Origin of the sequence: Streptococcus sanguinis (genome assembly GCF_003943735.1) — a bacterium.
GTDB classification, from domain to species: Bacteria; Bacillota; Bacilli; order Lactobacillales; family Streptococcaceae; genus Streptococcus; species Streptococcus sanguinis_E.
The window spans coordinates 25595-51320 of record NZ_RJMV01000007.1 but is presented as its reverse complement, the minus strand read 5'-3'; the positions used below and the strand labels follow the sequence as shown (position 1 = coordinate 51320).

Sequence of the window (25726 nt, the reverse complement as noted above, 5' to 3'; positions counted from 1 at the left end):
AATGAGAATGGAGCTTCCAGTAGGAGGTTTCAATTATTTTTTGATTTTCGGAGGGCTTGGGATAACTGCAGACTGTAAAAGTTAGCAGGGGGAGGAGAAAAATGAAGAAAAAAGAAGTTTTTGGTTTTCGGAAAAACAAGGCTGTTAAAACTTTATGCGGTGCTGTTCTAGGTGCGGCTTTTTTAACGTCAACGATGCAAGTAAGAGCAGATGAAGTGGTATCTGATACCAATAGTCCTGTCAATACTGAAATGGTAGGTACTGGAAATGCAGCGACTAATCTGCCTCAAGCTCAAGGGGCAGCCAGTCAGGCATCTCAAGAGAGTCAGGCGCGAGCAGGTCAGGCAGTTGGCGGTGTGACAGTGACTGTTCCAACAGCTGGTTTAGATGAAAGCGTCAAAAAGGCTCAAGAAGCTGGGCTGACAGTGGTCAAAGACCCAGCTGTTGACAAAGGAGTAGCCCAGACTGCTCAAGAAACAGCAGACAAAAAAGCGGAGATTGCAGCAGATTATCAAGCGCAGGTAACCGAGATTGATGCCAAGGTCAAGGAGTACAAAGAAAAAGTATCAGCCTACGAGGCGGAAGTAGCTCGGATTACAGCAGAAAACAAAGCGACAGCGGAACAATACGCTAAAGATTTGGCTGCTCATCAAGCAGAAGTAGCTCGGATCACAGCAGAAAATGCTCAGCTGAAAGCAGATTATGAAGCAGCACTGAGCAAGTACAAAACAGATTTAGCAGCGGTTCAAAAGACGAATGCGGATAATGCGGCAGCCTATCAAGCAGCTAAAGCTGCCTATGATGCAGAATTAGCTCGTGTTCAAAAACTGAATGCGGAAACAAAGGCTAATTATGATGCGGCTATGGCGGCTTATGCAAGTGAGCTGGACCGTGTTCAAAAAGCGAATGCGGAAGCTAAGGCTCGGTATGAAAAAGCTTTGGCTGACAATGAAGCTGCCAATGCTAAGATTGCTGCTGATAATGAAGCTATTAAACAGAGGAATGCGGCTGCAAAAGCGGCCTACGAGGCAGCACTTGCCCAATATCAAACAGATTTAGCTACTGTCCGAAAGACCAATGCTGATAATGAAGCGGCATATCAAGCTGCTCAGGCGAATTATCAGGCAGAATTGGCCCGTATCCAAAAGGAAAATCAAGATAAAAAAGCTCAATATGAAGCAGATTTAGCAGCTTATGAAGCTAAAAAGACTCAAATTGAAGCTGAAAATGCAGCAGCTCAAAAAGAATATGAGCAAAAGCTGGCAGAGAACCAAGCTAAGAATTCCACTATAGCAGCTGAAAATGAAGAAATCAAGAAGCGTAATGCTCAAGCCCAAGCAAATTATCAAGCTCAGTTGGCCCAGTATAATGCTGATTTGGCTGTCTATAATACAAAATTAGCCAAGTATCAGCAAGATAAGGCTAAGTATGATGCTGAACAGGCCAAGATTAAGGCTGGACTGGCTATCGCAGAAGCAAAGAAGACTGAAGACGGGCATCTGAGCCGTCCAATTGCGCAAAGTCTGGTTTTCAAATCAGAACCTAATGCTGATCTGTCACTGACTACAACTGGTGAGTTTGTCAGCTATGCTGGCATGGAAGCCGCTGTGAAGAACACTGCAGAGTTTTCTAAGAAACTCTTCCAGTTGGACAACTTCAAAGTAACAGATATTCAAAATGCTAACTATCAGACCAATCAGCAGGAAAGCTTTGGTACGGTTGGCAAGTATGCAGACTATAGTTCTAACGTAACAAGTGGTAAAGGGCCGACTGAATGGTCTTCTGTTTTGCTGAGCCGCGGTCAGTCTGCAACAGCAACCTATACAAATCTTCAGGGAACTTATTATCGAGGGAAAAAAGTTTCTAAAATCGTTTATACTTATACTCTTGATCCAAGCTCCCAATTCCGCAATGATAAGGCTTGGTTAGGTATTTTTAAAGATCCAACCATGGGAGTGTTTGCTTCAGCTTATACAGGAAATTTTGAAGATGCAACCTCTCTCTTTGTGAAGACGGAATTTGTCTTTTATGATGATAAAGGCCAACCGATTAATTTTGACCAGGCCTTGATGTCCGTGGCTTCCCTCAACCGTGAAGCTAACTCTATCGAAATGGCCAAAGATTATACCGGAACTTTCAACAAGATTTCGGGTTCATCTATTGGTGAAAAGAACGGCCAAATCTATGCGACCGAGTCTGAAAACTTCAAAAAAGGAGTTGGCGGATCTCGCTTTACCATGTATAAGAATGCTCAGCCGGACTCAGGCTGGGACACTACAGATGCTCCTAACTCATGGTATGGGGCAGGAGCGGTGGAAATTTCTGGTACAACCAACAGCATGACGATTGGAACGATTTCCTCTTCTGAAGTGTTAGGCCAGCCAGAAGCTACTGATCCACGTAGGGCTGACAAACTAGCTCCTAAGAAACCAAATATTTGGTTTGCGATTAATGGTGATGTTCGAGCGAATGATCTGCCAATCATCACAGTAGAAGAACCGGAAGCGCCCGTAGCTCCTACAGCTCCTGCAGTGCCAAGCGAAGAAGCGCTTAAGCCTTTGGATCCAGCTCCAACTACACCAACACCGAAGGCTCTTCCAACACCTCCGGCAGCACCGACTTATGAAAAAGATCCGACGCCACCGACGCGTACACCGGATACACCAGAGCCTAGTAAGCCATCTGAGCCAAGCTATGAAGTGGAAAAAACTGTTCGGCCAGCAGTGGTAGAACCGACCTATGAAAAGGAGCCAACACCTCCGGCAGCACCGACTTATGAGAAGGAGCCGGAAGCGCCAACTCGTACACCAGATACACCGGAGCCTAACAAGCCGGTAGAACCAACTTATAGCCCGCTGCCAACCTCACCAGCAGAGCCTGTTTATCAAAAAGAGCCAGCAGCACCAGTGGCTCCGACTGTGCACTATCATTATCATCTCTTGCAATCTCAACCGCAGATTCATAAAGAGATTCAAAATGACCAAGGCAGCAATATTGATAAGACTCTAGTCGCTAAACAATCAGTTGTTCAGTTTGCTCTAAAGACAGAAGATCTTTCAGCTGGACGCAGTGAAACGACTTCCTTTGTCATTGCTGATCCACTGCCAAGTGGTTATGAAGTTGACTTAGAAGCAACAAAAGCTGCTAGCGCAGGTTTTGACGTCAGCTATGATAAGGCTGGTCACAAAGTGACATTTAAAGCAACTGCAGCAACCTTAGCTACTTATAACGCTGATAGGACCAAAGAAGTTGCTACGCTCTTTCCAACAGTAGTCGGCCGAGTACTCAATGATGGCGCAACCTATACTAATAATTTCACCCTGACAGTCAATGATGCCTATGGTGTCCGCTCAAATGTCGTACGCGTGACTACGCCAGGCAAGCCAGACGATTCAGACAATCCTAGCAATAATTACATCAAGCCAACCAAGGTCAATAAAAACAAGGCAGGATTGGTGATTGATGGTAAGGAAGTCTTGGCTGGTTCGACCAATTACTACGAGCTGACTTGGGATTTGGACCAGTATAAGGGTGACAAGTCATCTAAGAGCACGATTCAAAAAGGTTTCTACTATGTAGATGACTATCCAGAAGAAGCATTTGAACTTCGTCCGGAATTAGTCAAGCTAGTAGATGCGGATGGCAAAGCTGTGGCAGGTGTGACAGTGACCCACTACGAGAGCCTTGAAACAGCCCCTGCAGCAGTTAGAGAGCTCCTTCAAAAGGCCAATATCACTGTTAAAGGTTCTTTCCAACTCTTTGCAGCAGATGATGCCCAAGCCTTTTATGACCAATATGTCGTAACAGGTAAGTCTTTGACGATAACAAGCCCTATGGCTGTCAAAGAAGGAATGGGGCGCACAGGCGGTAAATTCGAGAACCGGGCTTATCAAATTGACTTTGGAAATGGTTATGCGACTAAGGTCGTTGTGAACAATGTTCCCAAAATCAGCCCTGAAAAGGATGTTACATTGAGCCTTGATCCGACAAATGCAGAAAACTTGGATGGCAAGGAGCTTGCTTTGGGACAGCACTTTAACTACCGTCTCATCGGCGGCTTGATCCCTGCTAACCACTCTGAAGATTTGACAGACTATAGCTTTGTGGATGATTATGATCAACGAGGCGATGAGTACACGGGGGCTTACAAAACCTTTGCCAAAGTAGACATCACGCTCAAAGATGGTAAGGTGATAAAGGCTGGTACAGACTTGACTGAGTATACATCTGCGAATATTGATCTTGAGAAAGGCTTGATTTCTATTCGTTTCAAAGAAGAATTCTTAGAGACTATTTCTTTGGATTCAGCTTTTCAGGCTGAAACCTATCTACAGATGAAGCGGATTGCTGCGGGTACTTTTGAAAATACCTACATCAATACTGTCAACCACGTAGTCTATGCTTCAAATACAGTTACAACAGTCACTCCTAAGTCACAGCATCTGATTGTTTCAGATGTAAACGATCCAAGAAGAACCAATCCAACTCCAGTGGCTAAAAAGATTCCTGTTTCTCTTCTGCCAGAAACGGGAGCCAAAGATGCAGTCTATCTGCCATATCTAGGTTTAGCAGCCATTATTGGTGCTTTAGGTCTAGGAAAATTGAGACGTAAAGAAGACTGATAATAGATGAGGCTAGGGAATCCCTAGCCTTTTTATCTTTAAAAATACTGCAAAATCTCATGTAGCAAAAGTCTAAATCATTTGTAACATGACAAAAATATAACTCTAAAAAAACTGACATGTAAATGAGGTATGATTTTTTTATCATCAAATTATACGGAGAAAAACAGTTATGAAAAAAACATTTGCTAAAGCGACTCTTGGTTTAACTTCCACAGCTTTGTTAGCGACAATCGGCGCTCAAGCTGTTCATGCAGATTCTTATGTTGTCCAGCAAGGGGACTCTTTTTTTGCCATTGCTAGTGCCAATGGAATGAATCCTTACGAACTTGCTGCCAATAATGGAAAGACAATTTTTGATACGATTAACCCAGGAGATGTGTTGCAAGTAAATGGCACTGCTTTGGCTCAGACATACAATCCTTACAGCGCTCCAGCTTATGAAGCGACAAGTGATGCTGCTTTGGTATCTGATACTGAAGATGTTGTCTTAAATACGCCAACTGACTATGGCAATTCTTACCCAATCGGCCAATGTACTTGGGGCGTGAAAGAAATGGCGCCTTGGGCAAGTAACTGGTGGGGCAATGCTAATACTTGGGCAATCAATGCTGGTGCTCAGGGTTATGCAACAGGAAATGTCCCAGTAGCAGGGGCTATTGCAGTTTGGGATGGCGGTGAATATGGACACGTTGCTTATGTGACAGATGTGCAAAGCGACAGCTCAATTCAAGTTCTAGAAGCGAACTACAATCGCCAAAAGCAAATTAACAACTATCGTGGCTACTTTAACCCGAATGAATTTATGGGTGGAGTTACCTACATTTATCCAAACTAAAGATAATAACAACGAGGCTGGGATGAAGATTATCTCAGCCTGCTTTGTTTGATAGGATAGAGTTCTTGATGCAGTAGCAGATAGGGCTTTTTCTTTGTGTGGGAAATCTCCTAAGCAGAAAGAGTTTTTTTGAGGCGAAATATGTTAAAATGAAGAGAGGGAGGATTTCCTGGAAGGAGACTAATGAGTTATTTCAATAAGTACAAGTTTGATAAATCGAAATTTCGTCTGGGCATGCGTACCTTTAAGACCGGTCTGGCTGTTTTCATCATTCTACTGCTCTTTGGGCTTTTTGGTTGGAAAGGCCTGCAAATCGGTGCTTTGACTGCAGTCTTTAGTCTTCGTGAGGATTTTGATCAGAGTGTCCACTTCGGGACATCGCGAATCTTAGGAAATAGCATCGGTGGTTTTTACGCTCTGCTATTTTTCATTGTCAATAGTGTTTTTAAGGAGCAGTATTGGGTCACCCTCCTTTTGGTGCCGGTCTGTACCATGCTGACAATCATGACCAATGTCGCCATGAACAACAAGGCTGGAGTCATTGGTGGAGTATCTGCCATGCTGATTATTACCCTGTCCATTCGGCCGGAAGATACCATCTTGTATGTCTTTGCCAGAATATTTGAAACCTTCATGGGAGTATTTGTTGCAATTCTGGTAAATTCTGATATAGATCGGCTGCGAGCCATCTTTGAAAAGAAAAAATAAAATCCGTGTAAGAAAATCTGACATTATTTCTTGACATAAGATTTATTTCGTCCTATAATAGTGCGTAGAGAGGAATTTGAATGAAGGAAAAAGAGTTTCGCCGAAACATGGCAGTCTTTCCCATCGGCAGTGTTATGAAACTGACGGACCTATCTGCCCGTCAGATCCGTTATTATGAAGACCAGAATCTGATTACCCCTGCTCGGAATGAGGGAAATCGTCGGATGTATTCTTTGAATGATATGGACCGCCTTTTAGAAATTAAGGATTATATTTCGGAAGGCTATAATATCGCTGCGATTAAGAGGAAATATGCTGAGCGTGAAGCCAAGTCCCGCAAGACCATTAGTGACAAAGATGTCCGCCGTGCCCTGCATCATGACATCTTGCAGCAAGGCCGTTTTGCTTCTTCTCTGCCAACCTTTGGTCAGATGCGTCGACCATAGCTATTTTGTTTGAATTACAAGGAGAAATTTAATGTCTATTACAGCAGCTGATATCCGTCGCGAAGTAAAAGAGAAAAATGTTACCTTTATTCGTCTTATGTTCTCTGATATTTTAGGAACTATGAAGAATGTGGAAATTCCTGCCACGGATGAACAGCTTGACAAGGTCTTATCCAATAAAGCCATGTTTGATGGTTCTTCCATTGAAGGTTTTGTCCGTATCAATGAATCAGATATGTATCTTTATCCTGATCTAGATACTTGGACGGTCTTTCCCTGGGGGGATGAAAATGGCAGTGTAGCGGGTCTGATTTGTGATGTTTATACGACAGATCATGTACCGTTTCTAGGGGATCCTCGCAGCAACCTCAAGCGTGCCCTCAAGCATATGGAAGAACTGGGATTCAAGTCCTTTAACCTCGGACCAGAGCCAGAGTTTTTCCTCTTTAAGCTGGATGAAAATGGCGATCCAACGCTGGAAGTAAATGATAAGGGTGGCTATTTTGACTTGGCGCCGACAGACTTGGCAGACAATACCCGTCGGGAAATCGTCAATGTCCTGACCAAGATGGGCTTTGAAGTAGAAGCTAGCCACCATGAGGTCGCAGTCGGCCAGCACGAGATTGACTTTAAGTATGACGAAGTGCTCCGTGCTTGTGATAAAATTCAGATTTTCAAGCTGGTTGTGAAGACTATTGCTCGTAAGCATGGTCTGTATGCAACCTTTATGGCTAAGCCTAAGTTTGGCATTGCGGGATCTGGTATGCACTGTAACATGTCCCTCTTTGATCAAGACGGAAATAATGCCTTCTTCGATCCAGAAGATCCAAAGGGTATGCAGCTGTCAGAAACAGCCTACCATTTCTTGGGTGGTTTGATTAACCATGCCTATAACTACACAGCTATCATGAACCCAACGGTTAACTCATACAAACGTCTGGTTCCTGGCTATGAGGCACCAGTTTATATCGCTTGGGCGGGACGCAATCGTTCACCGTTGGTGCGCGTGCCGGCTTCTCGTGGTATGGGGACTCGCTTGGAGTTGCGCTCCGTTGACCCGATGGCCAATCCATATATTGCTATGGCTGTTCTCTTGGAAGTTGGCCTGCACGGTGTTGAGAATAAAATCGAAGCTCCAGCACCAATCGAAGAAAACATCTATATCATGACTCCAGAGGAGCGTAAGGAAGCTGGAATTACAGACCTGCCGTCTACTCTTCACAATGCCTTGAAGGCCTTGACAGAAGACGAAGTCGTTAAAGCGGCTCTTGGCGAGCATATCTATACGAGCTTCTTAGAAGCTAAGCGTATCGAGTGGGCTAGCTATGCAACCTTTGTCTCTCAATGGGAAGTGGATAACTATTTAGATTTATACTAAACTTAGAGCAGGAGGATTGGCATATCCCCTGCTTTTTTGTGGAGGAGGAGAGAGATGGAAAAATTTCATGATTTTATCAAGCGGGTTTTCGATGAGCAATATGAAGCCTATTTTGGTCCAGATATGCTTGAAAAACTTGAACCTCAAGATTATTATTTAAAGCGGGAGGAAGATGGCCAGTTAATTGCCTTGCTCCATGCCCAACAGGTGTTGGAAAACATTCACATCAAGGCTTTGGTGGTGGATAAAGAACATCATAAAAAAGGTTTGGGAGCAAGTCTTTTGGCAGAATTAGAAGAAAAGGCTGCAGAAGCTGGAGTAACTAGCATTACCTTGTCCACTAAATCTTATCAAGCCAAGGATTTTTACATCAAGCAAGGCTATGAAATCTACGCCAGTTTAGCAGATGTCCCGCAAAAGGGCATTACCAAATATCATTTTATCAAGCGCTTAGACGGAGCCATTCTCAAATAGACGGAAGCCAATTTGGCTTCTGTTTTTTATGCTATAATAATGATAATGACTGTTAAAAGGAATAAGAAATGAAAAGGCAGAAAACAATAGCCATAGCTTTAGTAACTCTAGGAATTATCGGTGGAGCTTTTTTTCTTGGAAATCAGGAGAGCTTAAAAAAAGTATAACCAAAAAGCCAAACTTGCAAACGATAAAGGAAAAGCAGTTGGATGAATTGAAAAAGCATGAGGAAGAAATTAAAGATTTTATCAAGTCACAAAACGCAAAAATTGAGTCAGTGGAGATTAATTGGGAGGAAACAAACTGGGAAGAAGTAGGCAATGGTACTCCGTGGGGAGGAGGAGAAGTGATAAGAATTTTTGGAGGATTTAACCATATCGAAGACTCGAGTTGGAGTGTTTTAGTTGATGTAGAAAATGGGAAAGCGGATATCGATTCTATCATGCAAGGTAGTCCGCTACGAGCAGGAGGAGACATTTTTGAGTGATAGCAATTTAAAAATCTATTATAATTTATATGTAAATTTAACATGTCCCTTTCAGCGGTCATGCATTACAGCATATGTAACTTCTAAGGTCTAGGAGTAAGAGAATGAAGAAATATAAAATCATTTGGTTGGTACTAATTGCCCTTGTTATTGGAGTAGGTAGTCTACATATGTTAAAACAGAGTAATTTGTTTTCAGATGGCAAAGCTAATTTACAATCCATAAAAGAGAAACAGCTAGATTATTTAAAGTCACAAGAGGAAGAGATTAAAAAATTTGTGAAGTCACAAAATCCTAAAATTGAATCAGTGCAAATTGATTGGGAAGAAACGCAATGGAATCAAGTCGGAAATGGTACTCCCAAAGGCGGGGGAGATATTATTGATGTTTATGGAAGGTTCAATCATATTGAAAATTCTGGTTGGCATGTCATGATAGATATACCTGAGGGAGAATTCAATATAGGTGCCATGACATTGGTAAATTATTTAAGTGTTGATGGCGATGAATTTAAGTAATTCTTTCATTCGAGTGAGCAATTAGATATTTTATTTAAAGAAGGAAGACTTATCTCTATTGATCTGGATATGGCAGCTCATATGATTTCAGGCGCCTTGAATGAGTTGTCTCTGTTTCTGGCTGAGAAAGAGGAAGAATTGAGTCCGAGTTGCGCTTGGATTATCAAGCATGCTTCGCGAACAAAAAATAAAGCAGAAAAATAAGCTTTGCTAGTCTAGCAAAGCTTATTTTTAGTTGTCTTCGTCTGGTGTAAGCACCATCGGAATAATAATGGGTTCGCGCTCGGTGCTTTCGTAGAGGAAAGGACGCAAGGCGTTGACGATAGCGCCGCTGACAGATTGGACGCTGGCATCTTTATTCTTGAGTGCAATACGAATGGCATTGAAAAGAATACGCTGGCTTTGGCGAATGAGGTCACCTGATTCGCGCATGTAGATAAAGCCGCGGCTGAGAATATCTGGACCGGCTAAAATCATCTTGGACTCAAAATCAACCGTCGCAACGGCCAGAACCACACCGTCCTCTGACAGGTCTTTACGGTCGCGCAGGACTGCAGCTCCGATTTCACCAATGCGGTTCCCATCAACATAAATATCCTGAGCGTTGAAGCTGCCGGCAATACGAGCTGAGTCAGCTGTCAGAGCCAGCACATCACCATTGCTCATGATGAAGATATTGTCTTTTGGTACTCCAGTATCAACGGCTAGGCCTGCATGGACTTTCTGCATACGGTATTCACCATGGACTGGCATGAAATATTTAGGCTTGATCAAGCGAAGCATGAGCTTCTGCTCTTGTTGGCCACCGTGTCCAGAGGTGTGGATATTGTTAATCTTACCGTGAATCACTTCTACACCAGCCTCGGAAATGATGTTAATCAGCTTGTTAACGCTGGTCGTATTACCAGGGATAGGACTAGATGAGAAGATAACTGTATCTCCTGGTTGCAGCTGAACCTGACGGTGGGTGCCATTGGCAATCCGAGACAGGGCTGCCATAGGCTCACCCTGGCTTCCAGTACACATGATCAACACTTCACCAGCTGGGTAGTCCTTGAGTTCATTTGGCTCGATGAAGGTGTCCTTGGGAACCTTGATATAGCCCAGCTCAATCCCATTGACAATAGCCTTTTCCATGGAACGGCCAAAGACCGCAATCTTACGACCGGTCTTGACAGCAGCATCTGCTGCCTGCTGGAGCCGGAAGATGTTTGAAGCAAAGGAGGCGAAAATAATCCGTCCATTAATGCCTTCAATGATCTTCATGATAGACTGGCCGACAACTTTTTCGGAATTGGTAAAGGTTGGGACTTCAGCATTGGTCGAGTCAGATAGGAGACAGAGCACACCTTCCTCGCCCAGAGCAGCCATGCGGTGCAGGTCGGCCGGCTCACCGACTGGTGTAAAGTCAAACTTGAAGTCACCTGTACAGACAATCTTACCCTGCGGCGTATGAATGACAATTCCCAGGGGCTCAGGAATAGAGTGGGTTGTCCGGAAGAAAGTAGCTTTCAGATGCTTGAACTGCAGTTCTGTGTTTTGATTGATTTCATAGAGCTTGGCATCACGCAAAAGTCCATGCTCTTCTAACTTGCCGCGAATGAGGGCCAGGGCCAAAGGACCAGCATAGATAGGAACATTGGCTTGCTTGAGCAGGAAAGGAATACCGCCGATATGGTCCTCGTGCCCGTGGGTGATGAGAACAGCTTTAACGCGGTCAATATTTTCCACGATATAAGAGTAGTCGGGAATGACATAGTCGATTCCTAGCAGGTCGTCTTCTGGGAACTTGATACCGGCATCCACGATGATGATTTCATTTTGGTATTCAATCCCGTAGGTGTTTTTACCGATTTCGCCTAACCCACCAATCGCAAAAACGCCAACTTCTTTGGGTTTTAAGGTATATGCCATGGGTTAGAACTCCGTCAATTCAAAAGTGCCTGACTCTTTTTCGTATTCGAGGTGTTTGTCAGACAAGAGCTCAATAAATTCAATATTGTAAGGGGCGTTTTCTTCGACTAACTTACGAGCCTGAATGCGGCCTTCCAATTCATTAGCTGCTTCGACCTCTAAATAAAGGGCACGTGTCTTTTCACGGCGCGGACTGCGCTCTTTTGTTTCCTGATAAAAAACTTTGTAAATCATAAGATTCCTTTCTGTGATAAGGTCTAAAAAATAAAAGAAGGCAGGCGTTAGCGCATTTCTTCACATGATAAATTAAAAATGATAAATGGAAAGTGAGCGATTGCTGTGACTTCTGATAGGGCTTACTCAAATGAAGAGGCTAAAATGCTGTTTTAGCCTTGTATCTTATGGAAAAGTAAGAGTAATGAAATTGACCTGATGTTTAATTATTATTGTAATTATACCATAGAATGAGCTTAGGAAGCAAGTCGGGACGGTGAATTTCAGAGACGGTTTTTCAGCCAAAGCGGCTTGACAAAAAGAAAAATCAAGCGATGAACATTTGGTCACTTGATTTTGAGGGCTGCTTATTTGGCGAAATAGCCGTGCTTGCGGTACCAATCTACCACGTCAGCTAAGCTTTCTTCGAGAGGGCGATGCTGTCCGCCTAGCTCGCTCTCGGTTTTGGCAAAGCTAAAATTACTTTTGAGATATTCTTCGGCCATGAGATGAGCGAGCTCATTGGTAACCAAAATTGGTTTTTTGGTGAGCCGGTGGTAGAGCTCACTTGCTTGGGCATAGATTTTGACGAAAAGAGGGGAGATCTTGCGCTTGGGGGCGGGAACGCCAGTGATTTTTTCCAGTATTTGGTACAATTCTGTCATGGTCACTTGCCGTCCAACTGCCAGATAGCGCTCCTTTGAGCGTCCGTATTTCATGGCGCGGAGATGAATATCTGCTACATCTCTAGCATCCACCATATTATAGCTAGCCTTTAAGATACCTGGAAGTTTTTGCTCTACAAAATTGATAATCAGCTGCCCACTGGAGGTCGGACCAAGGTCTCTAGGACCCAACATTACACTCGGCAAGATAAAGCAACCGAAAACATCTGAATGCTTGTCCAAGAAATCACGAACGGCCTCTTCACTCAAAATCTTGCTGCGATAGTAATCAAAAGGAGTATCTTTTGAGCGAGACATGCTTTCATCGATTAGCTGATTGGCCTCACCTTCCAGTACGACACAGGAGGAAGTATGGACAAATTGGCGGATACCAGCCTCGTAAGCAGCTTCTAGGAGGTTATTTGTGCCTATAATATTAGTGTCGTAGAGCTCCTGCCAGTGCTTGCCGCCTTTATAATTATCGCGGAAAAAAGCAGCGGTATGAAAGAGGCTGTCGCAGCCTGCTAGATAGTCACGATAGCTTTCGGGCTCTAAAATATCCCCCTTGACAATCTGGATAGGCAGGTCGGCAAATTGTTTGCGCGCTTTTTCCTCGGAGCGAACGAGAGCGGTCACTTGAATGTTTTCTTTTAGCAGAGCACGCACGAGATTATTTCCTAAAAGACCGGTCGCACCAGTCACAAAAGCGTGGGTCATTGTTCTAGCTGGTTTTTGATTTGTAGGGTTTGGGGTCATCCGTTTTTCCTCCTTTTGCAAATAGATGATATATCATCTATTTAAGATTTTATATTTTTTAACTAAAATTGTCAACAATTTACCTAATCTAGTGTAAAATAGTATAGAAGTGATTTTTGAAAGGAGAGCAGCGTGGTAGCAGAAGGAATTCGATTTGGCTATTTGTTTAGAAGTGCAGAGAGCTTAGCGACGAGAGAATATGGGAAGTTGCTAGAGCCTTTGGGAATTACGCCCAATCAAAGCGAGGTCTTGCTCGTTTTGGGCGAACATGCTCCGCTGTCTCTCAAGGGCTTGGGGGAATCCCTGATTTGTGAGGAAAAAAGCCCTAGTCGCTTGGTGCAGGCTTTGATTAAAAAAGGCTTGGTCAAGAAGGAAATTTCTAGCAAGGACAAGCGCAGTTCTCGCTTGAGCTTGACTGCTGCTGGAGCGGATTTGCTGCCCAAGATTGCTGAGCAAGAAGCGATTTTTGGAAAACACTTGGCGCAGCAAGTGCCTAATTTGGAGGCTTTTAGCCAGATTTTAGAGGAATTTTTGGTAGATAGTTTCTACGAAGACAAATTAAAACGCCGCTCACTTTGGCGGCAAGAGGAAAAATAGAGGATAAGCATGAAGATTGCAGCTTTTGATACGTCAAGTAAGGCGCTGACGCTCGCGATTTTAGAGGACGAGACCTTGCTGGCGCAGATGACTTTAAATATAAAGAAAAACCACAGCATTACCCTGATGCCGGCTATTGATTTTCTGATGAATAGTCTGGACATGAAGCCGACGGATTTGGATCGTATCGTAGTTGCTCAGGGTCCGGGCAGCTACACAGGTCTGCGAATGGCGGTGGCGACAGCCAAGACTCTGGCTCATACCCTCAAGATTGAGCTGGTCGGTGTGTCTAGTTTGCTGGCTTTAGTCCCAGAGCAGGTGGAAGGTTTGGTCATTCCTGTCATGGATGCCCGCCGCAATAATGTCTATGCTGGCTTTTATCAGTCTGGTCAGTCTGTACGGCCGGAGGCTCATCTGCCATTGGCAGAGGTTTTGGAAATAGCTGGCGTTGCTGATCAGCCAGTCACCTTTGTCGGAGAGACTGCAGTGTTTGCGGAGCAGATTGAAGCTGCTCTTCCTGGGGTATCGGTTCAGCCGACTTTACCAGATGCGGCAGCTATTGGTCGTCTCGGTTTAGACCTGCCAGCCCAGTCTATTCATGACTTTGTTCCTAACTATCTCAAGCGGGTAGAAGCCGAGGAAAATTGGCTCAAGACCCATCAGGCATCTAGTGATTCTTACATTCAGCGCCTATGATTGAGATGAGAAAATGGAGCGACGGCTCGGATGTGGACGCGGCCGCTCTCGCCAAAGAACTGGAATTGCTCTTACTTGCAGTCTATGAGGTCAGTCCTTGGACCGCAGACCAAGTGGAAGAGGTTCTGCGGTCGGATGTGAACAGTTGTGCGCTAGCAGCAGATGAGAGTCAGCTTGTCGGCTTTTTAGTCTGGCAGGAGACAGACTTTGAAGCAGAAGTCCTGCAGATTGCTGTATTGCCTAGTTACCAGGGACAGAAAATCGCGACAGCCTTATTTGACTTTTTGCCTACCGACAAGGAGATTTTCCTCGAAGTTAGGGAGTCAAACAGGCCAGCTCTGCTATTTTACAAAAAAGAAAAATTTGAAGAAATCGCGCGACGGAAGGCCTACTACCATGCTCCGGTGGAAGATGCGATTGTCATGAAAAGAGAGGACCATGAAAGATAGATATATTTTAGCTTTTGAGACGTCTTGTGACGAGACTAGTGTGGCGGTTCTAAAGAATGAAACCGAGCTTTTGAGCAATGTCATTGCCAGTCAGATTGAGAGCCACAAGCGTTTTGGCGGAGTGGTACCGGAAGTGGCCAGCCGTCATCATGTAGAGGTCATTACGGTTTGCATTGAGGAGGCCTTGGCAGAAGCAGGGATTAGCGAGGAGCAGGTCACAGCAGTGGCCGTTACCTATGGTCCTGGTCTAGTCGGGGCGCTTCTGGTCGGCTTGGCAGCGGCCAAGTCCTTTGCTTGGGCTCATGATATTCCCTTGATTCCGGTCAATCATATGGCTGGACACCTGATGGCAGCCCAGAGCGTGGAGCCCTTGGAATTTCCCTTGCTGGCTCTCTTGGTCAGTGGCGGCCATACTGAGCTGGTCTATGTCAGTCAGGCTGGTGACTATAAGATTGTGGGGGAAACTCGCGATGATGCGGTCGGTGAAGCCTATGACAAAGTCGGTCGCGTTATGGGCCTGACCTATCCAGCAGGTCGGGAGATTGATCAGCTGGCTCATCAAGGACAGGATATTTATGATTTTCCGCGAGCAATGATCAAGGAAGACAATCTGGAATTTTCTTTTTCCGGTCTCAAGTCAGCCTTTATCAATCTGCACCACAATGCCCAACAAAAAGGAGAGTACTTGTCTAATCAAGACTTGTCAGAAAGCTTTCAGGCAGCGGTCATGGATATTCTCATGGCCAAGACTAAAAAAGCGCTGGAAAAATATCCAGTCCAGACTCTGGTCATAGCGGGCGGTGTTGCGGCCAATCAAGGCCTGAGAGAACGTTTGGCAGCTGAGATTCAGGATGTTAAGGTGATCATTCCGCCTCTGCGGCTCTGCGGTGACAATGCTGGTATGATTGCCTATGCCAGTGTCAGTGAGTGGAATAAGAAGAATTTTGCCAGTTTGGACCTCAATGCTAAGCCAAGTCTGGCTTTTGAAACGATGGAGTAAAGGAGAAGAATGCGCGGGCAGACATTTAAACAGGGGGCACAGGCGGCAGTGCCAACGGCTCTGGGCTATATTGGGATTGGCCTAGCCTGTGGCATCATGGCGGCACCCTATATGAATCCCTTGGAGATGGGGCTGATGAGTATTTTGGTTTATGCCGGCAGTGCCCAGTTTGCCATGATTGGTTTATTTACCCAGCAGGCGCCGGTCTTAGCCATTGCACTGACTGTTTTTCTCATCAATATTCGGCATCTTCTGCTCTGTCTGCATGCATCAACTCTTTTTCGTAAGTCTAGCTTGATGCAGAACATTGTCATTGGGTCTTTTTTAACAGATGAATCTTATGGAGTCTTGATGGGGGAGCAGGTGCATACAAAAGAGATTGCTGCCAGCTGGATGATGGGTAACAATTTCATGGGTTATACTGCTTGGATCTTGGGATCTGTTTTGGGAACAGCCCTTGGTGCCCTTCTGCCCAATCCTGAGAGCTTTGGCCTGGACTTTGCCCTAGTCGCCATGTTTATTGGCATTTTCTCTTCTCAGTTTACAATCATGCTGCGACGAGTCAAGATAAAGAAGCTCTTTTTGGTCTTAGGTGTGGTGGGTCTTGCCTACTTAGTCCTAACTATGCTGCTTCAAAATTCGCTGGCGGTGCTTTTTGCAACCTTGCTAGGCTGTACAGTGGGGGTGATTTTGGATGATAAGTAAATATATTTTGCTGGTTATTCTTTTGTCAGCTCTAGTCACTTGGATTCCACGGGTTTTGCCCTTTATCCTAGTCAAGTACAAGGGGCTTCCGCCTATGGTAGAGCGTTTCCTCAAATATTTGCCAGTTTCCATTATCTTTGCCCTTATCCTGTCTAGTGTCACCAATGCTAAAACAGGTCAGCTGCCGAGTTTTAAATGGCTGGATTTAATGGCTGTTTTTCCGACTAGCTATGTGGCTTTTAAGTATAAGAACTTAATTGCAACTGTTGTATTTGGTGTAGTCTTGGTGGCCTTGCTGCGCTATCTGGCTGGATTTCTTGGGCTGTAAAGAGATACAAGACAGATTGAATCGGTCTGTTTTTTTGTTAAATTCTAAGAATTATCTGAAAATATAATATTTTATGCTATAATGGAAGCAATAAAAATCATGGAGGTTCGGAAATGGCAGAAGCAGGTCATAAATTTTTAGCAAAATTAGGAAAGAAACGCCTTCGTCCCGGTGGCAAGCTGGCAACGGACTGGCTGATTGAGCAGGGGCATTTTTCCAGCGATAAGAAAGTTCTAGAGGTTGCCTGTAATATGGGGACCACAACAATCGAGCTAGCTAAAAAATATGGCTGCCAAATTACTGCAGTTGATTTGGATAAGGCTGCGCTGGCTCAGGCTAAGCTTAATGGAGACAAGGCTGGTGTGAGTGAACTCGTCACATTTGAGCAGGCTAATGCTATGAAGCTGCCTTATGATGACAATTCTTTTGATATTGTTATCAATGAAGCCATGCTGACCATGCAGACGGATAAGGGGAAGGCCAAATGTATGGATGAGTACTACCGGGTGCTGAAGCCAGGTGGAGTGCTCCTCACCCACGACGTCATGCTCAAGCAAAAAGATGAGAATGTCCGGGAAGAGCTATCTCGTGCGATTAATGTCAATGTGGGGCCTCTAACCGAGGGATCTTGGATTCAGCTGGCACGTTCTCATGCTTTTGACCGTGTGGACACCTTTGTCGGTGAAATGACCTTGATGAGCCTTCGAGGGATGATATATGACGAAGGACTAGGCGGCACTCTGAAAATTTGCTTCAATGCCCTTAAAAAAGAAAACTACAGTCAATTTATGAAGATGTTTAAGATGTTCCAAAAGAATCAGGAAAAACTGGGCTTTATTGCTATGGTTTCTCGCAAATAAATACTAGCCGCTTTGGAAACTCTAAGGCGGTTAAAAAAATTTCTAAAAAAGCTTGACCCTGACCTTAGGTCAGGGCTTATACTATAGTGGTAAGGAGGTCTATCATGTACCATATCAAAGAAGCTGCGCAGCTTTCGGGAGTCTCTGTCAAAACCCTGCATCATTACGACAAAATCGGACTTTTAGTCCCTGACAAATTAGAAAATGGCTATCGGATATACAGCCAAGCTGATTTAGAGAGGCTGCAGGTCATCCTTTACTATAAGTATCTGGGGTTTTCTTTGGAGAAAATAGCAGAGCTGCTGAGTCAGGATGAACAGACTTTATTGCCGCATCTGGTTAGGCAATTAGAGTATTTGAAGCAGGAAAGAGACCGCTTGGATACCTTGATTTCCACCTTGCAAAAAACCATCCAAGATGAAAAGGGAGAAAGAAAGATGACAATGAAAGAAAAATTCGCAGGTTTTACCTACGAAGACAATCAAAAATACCATCAAGAAGCTGTCAAAGAATACGGGCAAGAAGTCATGGCAGAAGCATTGACTCGTCAAAATGGACGGGAAGAAGAATCTGCCGCAGCCTTCAATCAAGTTTTTCAAAGTCTGGCAGAGAATATGCAACAAGGCTTGCCAGTTGAAGCAGCGGAAAATCAAGAGCAGGCTACACGTCTCTTACAAGCCATTCGCACTTTTGGCTTTGACTGCTCACTGCAAGTCTTTGCCCACATCGGTCAGGGCTATGTCCACAATCCAGAATTCAAGAAGAATATCGATCAATTCGGACTAGGAACTGCCCAGTACACAGCAGATGTGATTGCGGCTTATGTTCGGACAAATGCAGAATAAAAAGTGGTCGAGAGTGTACCTCGACCACTTTTTTTAATTACTTTTAAATATTTTCCCAATCACTCATAATGCAAGCTTCCTGCTACCCAGCCGGTGCAGAGGGCAGATGTGATGTTGAAGCCGCCTGTGTGGGCATTGATGTCTAGGACCTCTCCAGCAAAGTGGAGGCCGGGAACAAGCTTGCTTTCCAGAGTTTTGGGATTAATTTCTTTGAGGCTGACGCCGCCTTTGGTTACAAAGGACTTGGCCAGGGACATTTTGCCAGTGACAGGGATGGGCAATTCTTTGATTTGTTTGATGAGAGCCTCTTTTTCACTGAGATTGAGTTGTTTGACTTTCTCGGGAAAGGGTTGGGCAAAAAAGTCTGCCATTCGCTCGGGCAGGAGAATTTTCAGGCAGTTCTTCAGCGATTTTTCCCGATGTTCTTCTAAAAATTCTGCCAAATCCTGCTGACTCATCTGTGGCAGAAGATCCAGATAGATGGTTTCGCCACCCTTGACAAAGCTAGACAAGCGCAGGGCTGCCGGACCTGATAGGCCAAAGTGGGTAAAGAGCAGGTCGTGGGTAATGACATGCTTTCCGTAGCTCAGGGTCACATCGTCCAGCGAAATCCCCTGAAGCGCTTTGTGAGGAAAGTCAGTCATAAGAGGACTTTCAGCAGCCTCTAGGTCGGTTACTGTATGCTTGAAGTGTCGGGCAATATCGTGGCCAAATCCTGTCGAGCCAGTTGAAGGGTAGGACTTGCCGCCAGTCGTCACAATCAATTTCTGGCAGGTCCAAGTCTGGTCGCTGGCTCTGACAGTAAAAAGGCTATCGGATTTTTTGACGGAGACAATTTCGGTATTGGTGATGACAGTACCACCCAGCTCTGCAATTTTCTTTTCCAAAGCTTCGATAATGGTGCGGGACTTGTCTGTCGCTGGGAAAACTCGGCCGTGGTCTTCGACCTTGAGTTTGACGCCGTTCTCAGTAAAAAAGTTGATAATGTCATGGTTGTCAAACTGGGAAAAGACGCTGTAAAGAAAGCGACCGTTACCGGGAATGCCAGCCATGAGGTCATCCAGGTTTCCGTTATTGGTCACATTGCAGCGGCCGCCGCCTGTACCAGCTAGTTTCTTTCCCAATCGTTTATTTTTCTCAAGGAGCAAGGTCTTCTGTCCGTAGAAAGAACTGGAAATGGCAGCCATCATGCCAGCCGGTCCTCCTCCGATGATGATTGTGTCGAAATACTTCATTGGTCTTTTCCTTTCGTGGAAAGTGGTTTTTATCTGTTGGTTGGAAGTCTGGTATATCCTTACGGATGCCTTTTTGCTGTCTTGCAGATCCTCTTGGAAGGCTGTAGCTGAATATCTCTAGGCTTCTAAATTCATTCGATTTTTTCATTTCTTTTATTAGACTAATCTGTCTCATTGTATCATAAAAAAGGGCTAAAAAGATAGGAGTCAGGCTCAAAAAATATTGTGAAATTTGACAGTTAAGGCTTGATATGATAAGATTTAGGTATCTACAAACTAGAAAAAGTTTTTGAGGAAATTATGGCAATTGAAAAGACAGTCAGCGAGTTAGCCGAGATTCTTGGAGTTAGCCGCCAGGCGATTAACAATCGTGTCAAGGCACTGCCGCCAGAAGATACGGAAAAGAATGAAAAAGGAGTCACGGTGGTGACCCGCAGCGGCTTGATTAAGCTGGAAGAGATTTATAAGAAAACTATTTTTGAAGATGAACCTGTTAGCGAAGATGTGAAGCAACGCGAGCTGATGGAAATCTTGGTGGACGAAAAAAATGCTGAGATTGTGCGTCTCTATGAGCAGCTTAAGGCCAAGGACAGCCAGCTGGCTAAGAAAGATGAGCAGCTGCGCATCAAGGATGTCCAGATTGCTGAAAAGGACAAGCAGCTGGACCAGCAGCAGCAGCTAACAGCTAAGGCTATGAATGAGCGTGAAACCTTGCTGTTGGAGTTGGATGAAGCCAAGGAAAAGGTGCAGGAGCAGGAAAGCAAGGGCTTCTGGGCACGTTTATTTGGAAAATAAAAATAAGGTTGGGACATCTGTCTCAACCTTGTTTTAAATAAGAATCGCTTTTTAGCAAGTTTTGTATTGTTTACAACATAAAGGAAGAAAATGAAATCACAAAGACTAGGGCTTTTACGTCTCTATCGTAATCTTGATAAAATTTTGTTGCTCTTTTTCACGGTCTTTATGCTCATGGAGCTGGCTTGGGTGCCTTTCAACTCCTTTGCAGCAGAGACTCTGCTCAAGCAGACAGGCTACCTCTTCTTATCTTATACGAATGCCCTGAAGGTTCTGACTTCAAATGTCTGGGTTGGCTTGGCCTTTCTAGCGCTTTTTGCAGCCAATCTCTTTGTCGCTTATTTTCAGATTGGACTGATATTTATGGGGCTCCGCAATCTTTTAGATGAGGAAGAGCGAAGCGCTTTTCAGTTTATCAAGAAAAGTTTCAAAGACAGCGGCTCGCTGATTCGCTACGCCCGACCCAGCAAGGTCCTCTTCATTGCACTGTATATGGGCTTTATCTTTCCCTTTTTGCGGCAAATTCTTAAAATCTACTACTTGAATAAAATTCTGATTCCAGAATTTATCGTGACCTATCTCAAGACGGCCTTATGGATGAAATTATCAATCTATGCTTTAGGTTTTCTGCTTTTTTTGATAGCTGTCCGCCTAATGTTTGCCCTGCCCAAGCTCTTTTTTGAGCATTTCCGCCTACGAGATGCGATTAGGTATAGTTTGGATAAGACCAAGGGGCACTTGATTCGCTATACTTGGCAGCTCTTTTGGATATTGGCCAAGAGCTTTCTCTTCTTTCTTTTAAGCAGCATTCCGATTTTAGTGTTGCAGCAGTATGCGGATGGCCAGTCCAATCAGATAGCCTTGACAGCAGCGGTTGTCAATTACTGCCTCATCAAGCTGGCTTATTACTTTATGGTAGCCTACTTTCTGATTAAGTTTGTGGCTTTTCTGACAGACAGTAAGCTGTCTGAATACCGCTACAGAAAAGGCCTGCCTCTCATGCGCTGGTTTATCCTTTTGGTCACTAGCTCTGTCTTTGCCCTTGAAGGCTTTGCCTATCTCAATCTGCCCTTGGAAAACGTCCCTCTGACCATCTCGCATCGTGGAGTTTCGCAGGGAAATGGTGTCCAGAATACAGTTGAGTCGCTTGAGAAGACAGCTCTGCTCAAGCCAGACTATATCGAAATGGATGTTCAGGAGACCAAGGATGGCCAGTTTGTCATGATGCACGATGCCAATCTAGAAGCTTTGGCCGGCATCGATGCTAGACCGCAAGAGCTGACTCTGCAAGAGCTGACGGCTTTAGATATTTCAGAAAATGGACACACTGCCAAAATTTCCAGTTTTGATGCTTATCTCAAACGAGCCAATCAGATGGGGCAGCGACTCTTGATAGAAATCAAGACTAGCAGCTTGGACTCAGACGATATGATGGACCGTTTCCTGAGCCAATATGGAGCTAATATCAAGGTTTATGGCCATCAGATTCAGTCTTTGGACTATCAGGTTATTGACAAGACTTTCCAGTATGATGAGAGCATACCGACTTTTTTTATCCTACCCTACAATACTATTTTCCCACGGACGCAGGCTTCTGGCTATACGATGGAGTACTCGACCCTTGATGAAAACTTTGTCGATAAGCTATGGACGACAGATAAGCAGCTCTACGACTGGACCATCAATGATGCAGACAGCATTGGCAAATCCTTCCGTCTGGGCGTTGATGGGATGATTACCGATGATTTAGAGCTGGTGCAGAGCTCTATCAAGGAGCTGCAAAACAATCCCGACTATGCCGTGCTTTTGATGAGTAAGGCAGCAGATTTGCTTAATTTTGTGTAGTGGGCTAGTGAGGAAACGCCTATAAATCAAAAAAAGACTGAGATTTTTCAGTCTTTTTTGTTGGTTCGAGTATCTCTTGACTTATGTTTAGTCAAGAGGTAAGGTTATTTATCTTGCTTAAAAAGGCAATTTGCCTGCGAAAGCGCCCATTTTCTTCTGAGTGGCATCATCAATCTGAGCCAGCGCGTGATTCAGAGCTTGCGCAGTCATCTCTGACAGAGTTTCCAAATCTTCAGGATCCACAACGGCTGGATTGAAGTCAATGCTGACTACCTTTTTATCGCCTGTCAGTTTAGCAACGACTAAATCTTGGGCTGATTTGCCAGTGAATTCTGTTGCAGCTAGTTCTGCCTGTCCTTTTTCCATTTGCTTTTGAAGCTTTTGTGCTTGCTTCATCATGCTTTGCATGTTCATCATAAGATTTTCTTTCCTTTCTCTCGCAAGGGCTAAGCCCTTGGTAATCTTCACTCTTCAAATTATATCATTTTTTGAAAAAGTGGCAAGAAGAACATTTCTAAGAGGTTTGACAAAGATTTAGCATTTATAGTAGAATGGTCATGAATCTATATATCAAGGAGAAGACAACTTGAAAAACAAGAAGATAAAAGGTTTGTTGTTGGTAGTGCTCTCATCCCTCTTCATCCTAATTGGCTGCAGCGGCAGCCCCAAAATTCAGGGAAAATGGAATGTACAGGACGCTAGCGGTGAACAAAAGACCATTGAAATAAAAGATAAGACCATTATTGTCAACGAAGAAGAGTATGAGTATACTCAAAATGCAGTTGGTTTTAAGAATGGAGTGAGTTATTATGGCCTGACTCGGAAAGATAATGGCGGAACATTTTCTATCGTCTTTCCTGAGAAAGATAAAAATATTGCTATTATGTTAATTCCTGATTCAGACGATGACTATCTCACAGGCAGTATGCTCTTTGCTATGAACCGCAAGGAAAAGCTGGATTATAAAAAATATGCAGAGGAATATCTCAATCTACGATAAAAGAAAAGGCGCTGAATTTCAGCGCCTTTTAGGTTTTATTAATGTGATGTCATGGTCGGCAAATCCAGACTAGATTGTTCCAAATCTACCGTCAGCTGATAGTCGGTCTTATCACGAACGGTATGCTCAAAGTCTGTAGTGTAGAGGACGAGGCGCAGTTGGTCGCCTTTTTTCATTTTATAGATGGTTGGTTGCAGTTGAAAGGAAAATTCCAGCCATTGGTTAGGAGTGACTTCTTCGACCGTCAGTAGGCTTGTCCGATTTTGGAGGTTGAGAAAACCTTTGGTGATGACGCGGTATGGTGTTTCACTATGAGGCAGTTCCATCAGATGATCTAGCATATAGTAGCGGCCGTTTTCCATGGCTCTAGGCTCAATAGGAGTAGGAATTGGTGTGAGGCGTTTAGCTGGTCCGAAGTCCAGCAATTGAGCAGAAATCAGTCCTTTATCAGTGCTGGATTTGAGGCGAAGATTGAGCTGGCTCGCTCCGTTGAGAAATAGGTTCTTTTCCAAGGTCCAGTCCAGAGTAATCTGGTTGACCTTACCTTCAAAAAGCTCAGTTTTAAAGCTTTGGTAGTTTTTGGCAAAGCGATTATAGTCTTCTTCTGGATATTGATTTTGGATAGATTGGCAGTCTTGGCCTAGTTGGAGATGAAGATTCTGCTCTTGCCCGCCGAAGTCTTCCAAGGTCAGCCAGCTTTGAGCTTGGCTATTGTCCTGCCAGATGACTGTAGGCAGTTCGAAGTCTGATTCACAACCCAGCAGTTTCTTGCTCAGCAGAGCATTGATAGACTCACGGAAATCGATGGACTGCCAGTTGTTCATGTAAACATGGGCACCGTTATGGAAGAAGAGATGCTTTTTGATGTGGTGCGGTAAGGCCCGAAACATATTATAGACATGGAGGGGCTTGACATTCCAGTCTTGAGAGCCGTGGGTGAAGACGACTTCGGCCTTGACCTTATCTGCGTGGAGAAGGTAGTTGCGGTCATGCCAAAATTGATTGTAATCCCCAGTTTGCCGGTCTAGGTCTTTGCGCTGTTGCTCTAGGCTTCGCTGATAAGCATCATTATGGCGCAGGTAGTCGCCAGCCCTCAAGTTGCGGGAGTAGGTCAGTTCGGTCAGGGATTCAAAGTCCTCTCCTGGATAGCCGCCAGGGCTTGTGACAAGGCCGTTTTCGCGGTAGTAATTATACCAAGAAGAAATCCCAGCTTCAGCGATAATGACCTCCAAACCATCTACGCCAGTCGTTGCCAACCCGTTGGACATTGTGCCCAGATAGGAGATACCGGTCGTAGCCACTTTTCCGTTGGACCAAGTGGCCTTGATTTCACGTTGGCGAGTGTGGTCGGTGAAGGCTCGACAGCGGCCATTGAGCCAATTAATAACGTTCTTATAAGCCTCGATCTGCTGATAGTCGCCGCTGGTCATCAGTCCTTCAGAGTCTTTAGTTCCTACGCCAGACACATAGAGATTGGCAAAGCCGCGGGGCAGCAAGTAATCATTGAGCGTGTAGGTGCCGATATGACCTAATTTTTCCTCGGCTTCAGAGACTTCTTGGGCAGGAGCCGGTGAATCCAGTTGGAGCAATTTAAGCTCAGGATCTTGTACTGTGATTTGATGAGGATCTTTTTTTACTAAGTCCACATTCATATCATGAAGCGCCTTGTCACTGGCGGGATCATTGGTTCCTTGATGATAAGGAGAAGCAGTCATGACGGCAGGGACTTGTCCTTGATAGCGGGGACGGATGATGCTGACCTTGATGAGATCTGGACGACCGTCTCGATCAGTATCCACGCGTGATTCCACATAAACCACCTCACGGATGGTGTCGTGGCTGGAAAAGGTTGCCAGGCTCTTGCCGTTGAAGTAGTGGTGGCTATTGTCCTCGGGAATTAAACCCTCGCTGACTAGCTTATCAACTAAGAGGTTGCCATTTTTTGTTCGAGTGTTGAGCAGCTGGTAGAGGTTTTCCAACAAGTCTCCAAAGGTAATGGGAAAGCCTGTTTCTTTGCGAAAGGCCTCAACATCTGTAAAATCAATAAAGGGCGAGAACTCAAGCAGCTGAAAGGCCACGGTATAAAAGACAGACGCCGTCAGTTCTCTGTCAGACTGGAAAAAGCTCAGCAGGTCTGTTTGGCTGTCAGCAGCCCAGGATTTCAAGGGATAATCTGTATTTTTATAAGTGAAAAAGCTGGTGCGGAGAAAATCTTCAAGATTTTCCTTATCAGAGCGATTGTTGTCATAAAAAAAGCCTAATTCAGCTAATTCTATCAACATATTTTCCCGATTCGTTCTTGTATAACTATACTGATTAAAACGCATATTCTTCCCTCTTTTTCTTATTTTT

Annotated in this window: 24 protein-coding genes and 2 pseudogenes; 20 read left to right on the top strand and 6 right to left on the bottom strand. The window is 44.5% G+C overall.

What is annotated here, in order from left to right:
- The first annotated feature begins 101 nt into the window (after nucleotides 1–101).
- The 9 genes and pseudogenes from D8877_RS08375 to D8877_RS12550 form a co-directional block, all read left to right on the top strand.
- Nucleotides 102–4622: an antigen I/II family LPXTG-anchored adhesin gene (locus D8877_RS08375; RefSeq protein ID WP_125341160.1), complete on the top strand. Its 4521-nt coding sequence runs from the start codon at nucleotides 102–104 to the stop codon at nucleotides 4620–4622.
- A gap of 172 nt (nucleotides 4623–4794) precedes the next feature.
- On the top strand, nucleotides 4795–5460 hold the full coding sequence (locus D8877_RS08370; protein ID WP_125341159.1) for a COG3942 and LysM peptidoglycan-binding domain-containing protein: 666 nt from the start codon (nucleotides 4795–4797) through the stop codon (nucleotides 5458–5460).
- A 183-nt stretch (nucleotides 5461–5643) separates the two neighbouring features.
- Nucleotides 5644–6168: an FUSC family protein gene (locus D8877_RS08365; RefSeq protein ID WP_009659795.1), complete on the top strand. Its 525-nt coding sequence runs from the start codon at nucleotides 5644–5646 to the stop codon at nucleotides 6166–6168.
- An 80-nt stretch (nucleotides 6169–6248) separates the two neighbouring features.
- Entirely contained in the window at nucleotides 6249–6614 is a 366-nt protein-coding gene (locus D8877_RS08360) for a MerR family transcriptional regulator (RefSeq protein WP_002896641.1), read from the top strand.
- Between the two features lie 31 nt (nucleotides 6615–6645).
- A complete protein-coding gene (gene glnA / locus D8877_RS08355) occupies nucleotides 6646–7992 on the top strand; it encodes a type I glutamate--ammonia ligase (RefSeq protein WP_002896640.1) in 1347 nt (448 codons plus the stop codon).
- 54 nt (nucleotides 7993–8046) lie between these two features.
- On the top strand, nucleotides 8047–8466 hold the full coding sequence (locus D8877_RS08350; protein WP_125341158.1) for a GNAT family N-acetyltransferase: 420 nt from the start codon (nucleotides 8047–8049) through the stop codon (nucleotides 8464–8466).
- A gap of 68 nt (nucleotides 8467–8534) precedes the next feature.
- Nucleotides 8535–8953: pseudogene (locus D8877_RS08345) on the top strand (hypothetical protein).
- A 104-nt stretch (nucleotides 8954–9057) separates the two neighbouring features.
- The gene (locus D8877_RS08340; RefSeq protein ID WP_125341157.1) at nucleotides 9058–9471 is read left to right on the top strand and encodes a hypothetical protein; all 414 of its coding nucleotides are present in this window, start codon (nucleotides 9058–9060) and stop codon (nucleotides 9469–9471) included.
- Between the two features lie 120 nt (nucleotides 9472–9591).
- Nucleotides 9592–9675, top strand: a pseudogene (locus D8877_RS12550) (DNA alkylation repair protein); the annotation flags it as partial.
- 27 nt (nucleotides 9676–9702) lie between these two features.
- Here D8877_RS12550 and rnjA read toward each other — a convergent pair.
- From rnjA to D8877_RS08320, 3 genes are all read right to left on the bottom strand, one after another.
- Nucleotides 9703–11385, bottom strand: coding sequence for a ribonuclease J1 (gene rnjA, locus D8877_RS08330; RefSeq protein WP_002929089.1), 1683 nt, complete (start codon nucleotides 11383–11385; stop codon nucleotides 9703–9705).
- 3 nt (nucleotides 11386–11388) lie between these two features.
- Nucleotides 11389–11619 carry a DNA-directed RNA polymerase subunit epsilon gene (gene rpoY, locus D8877_RS08325; protein ID WP_125341156.1) on the bottom strand — a complete coding sequence of 77 codons (231 nt, stop codon included), beginning with the start codon at nucleotides 11617–11619 and terminating at the stop codon, nucleotides 11389–11391.
- Nucleotides 11620–11966: 347 nt separating this feature from the next.
- Nucleotides 11967–13019, bottom strand: coding sequence for an SDR family oxidoreductase (locus D8877_RS08320; protein ID WP_002903702.1), 1053 nt, complete (start codon nucleotides 13017–13019; stop codon nucleotides 11967–11969).
- Nucleotides 13020–13151: 132 nt separating this feature from the next.
- Here D8877_RS08320 and D8877_RS08315 point away from each other — a divergent pair, with 132 nt between their 5' ends.
- From D8877_RS08315 to D8877_RS08280, 8 genes are all read left to right on the top strand, one after another.
- Nucleotides 13152–13616, top strand: coding sequence for a MarR family winged helix-turn-helix transcriptional regulator (locus D8877_RS08315; RefSeq protein WP_000225125.1), 465 nt, complete (start codon nucleotides 13152–13154; stop codon nucleotides 13614–13616).
- A gap of 9 nt (nucleotides 13617–13625) precedes the next feature.
- A complete protein-coding gene (gene tsaB, locus D8877_RS08310; RefSeq protein ID WP_125353010.1) occupies nucleotides 13626–14312 on the top strand; it encodes a tRNA (adenosine(37)-N6)-threonylcarbamoyltransferase complex dimerization subunit type 1 TsaB in 687 nt (228 codons plus the stop codon).
- A complete protein-coding gene (gene rimI / locus D8877_RS08305) occupies nucleotides 14309–14761 on the top strand; it encodes a ribosomal protein S18-alanine N-acetyltransferase (RefSeq protein ID WP_125353008.1) in 453 nt (150 codons plus the stop codon). The genes tsaB and rimI overlap by 4 nt, the downstream gene beginning before the upstream one ends.
- Nucleotides 14751–15761, top strand: coding sequence for a tRNA (adenosine(37)-N6)-threonylcarbamoyltransferase complex transferase subunit TsaD (tsaD, locus tag D8877_RS08300; protein WP_125353005.1), 1011 nt, complete (start codon nucleotides 14751–14753; stop codon nucleotides 15759–15761). The genes rimI and tsaD overlap by 11 nt, the downstream gene beginning before the upstream one ends.
- A gap of 9 nt (nucleotides 15762–15770) precedes the next feature.
- Nucleotides 15771–16466, top strand: a complete 696-nt coding sequence (locus D8877_RS08295; RefSeq protein WP_111676589.1) for an AzlC family ABC transporter permease — start codon at nucleotides 15771–15773, stop codon at nucleotides 16464–16466.
- Nucleotides 16456–16794 (top strand): branched-chain amino acid transport AzlD family protein, encoded by a 339-nt coding sequence (locus D8877_RS08290; protein ID WP_111676587.1) that lies wholly within the window; start codon nucleotides 16456–16458, stop codon nucleotides 16792–16794. Before D8877_RS08295 ends, D8877_RS08290 begins: the two co-directional genes overlap by 11 nt.
- A gap of 113 nt (nucleotides 16795–16907) precedes the next feature.
- Nucleotides 16908–17654: a class I SAM-dependent methyltransferase gene (locus tag D8877_RS08285; RefSeq protein WP_111676585.1), complete on the top strand. Its 747-nt coding sequence runs from the start codon at nucleotides 16908–16910 to the stop codon at nucleotides 17652–17654.
- 104 nt (nucleotides 17655–17758) lie between these two features.
- Complete coding sequence (locus D8877_RS08280) at nucleotides 17759–18499, top strand: MerR family transcriptional regulator (protein WP_111676583.1); 741 nt, start codon at nucleotides 17759–17761, stop codon at nucleotides 18497–18499.
- Between the two features lie 59 nt (nucleotides 18500–18558).
- On the opposite strand, the gene aao is transcribed toward D8877_RS08280, so the two are convergent.
- The gene (gene aao, locus D8877_RS08275) at nucleotides 18559–19734 is read right to left on the bottom strand and encodes an aminoacetone oxidase (RefSeq protein ID WP_111676581.1); all 1176 of its coding nucleotides are present in this window, start codon (nucleotides 19732–19734) and stop codon (nucleotides 18559–18561) included.
- A gap of 300 nt (nucleotides 19735–20034) precedes the next feature.
- Here aao and D8877_RS08270 point away from each other — a divergent pair, with 300 nt between their 5' ends.
- Both D8877_RS08270 and D8877_RS08265 read left to right on the top strand, forming a co-directional pair.
- The gene (locus tag D8877_RS08270) at nucleotides 20035–20529 is read left to right on the top strand and encodes a DUF536 domain-containing protein (protein ID WP_002896624.1); all 495 of its coding nucleotides are present in this window, start codon (nucleotides 20035–20037) and stop codon (nucleotides 20527–20529) included.
- A gap of 90 nt (nucleotides 20530–20619) precedes the next feature.
- On the top strand, nucleotides 20620–22374 hold the full coding sequence (locus D8877_RS08265) for a glycerophosphodiester phosphodiesterase (protein WP_125353002.1): 1755 nt from the start codon (nucleotides 20620–20622) through the stop codon (nucleotides 22372–22374).
- Between the two features lie 117 nt (nucleotides 22375–22491).
- Here the strand turns inward: D8877_RS08265 and D8877_RS08260 are convergent, their stop codons facing one another.
- Nucleotides 22492–22791, bottom strand: a complete 300-nt coding sequence (locus D8877_RS08260; protein ID WP_002919734.1) for a YbaB/EbfC family nucleoid-associated protein — start codon at nucleotides 22789–22791, stop codon at nucleotides 22492–22494.
- A gap of 169 nt (nucleotides 22792–22960) precedes the next feature.
- On the opposite strand from D8877_RS08260, the gene D8877_RS08255 reads away from it, so the two are divergent.
- Complete coding sequence (locus D8877_RS08255; protein ID WP_185760204.1) at nucleotides 22961–23374, top strand: glycosyltransferase; 414 nt, start codon at nucleotides 22961–22963, stop codon at nucleotides 23372–23374.
- Between the two features lie 38 nt (nucleotides 23375–23412).
- On the opposite strand, the gene D8877_RS08250 is transcribed toward D8877_RS08255, so the two are convergent.
- Nucleotides 23413–25701, bottom strand: coding sequence for a Xaa-Pro dipeptidyl-peptidase (locus D8877_RS08250; protein ID WP_125353000.1), 2289 nt, complete (start codon nucleotides 25699–25701; stop codon nucleotides 23413–23415).
- Nucleotides 25702–25726: the final 25 nt, after the last annotated feature.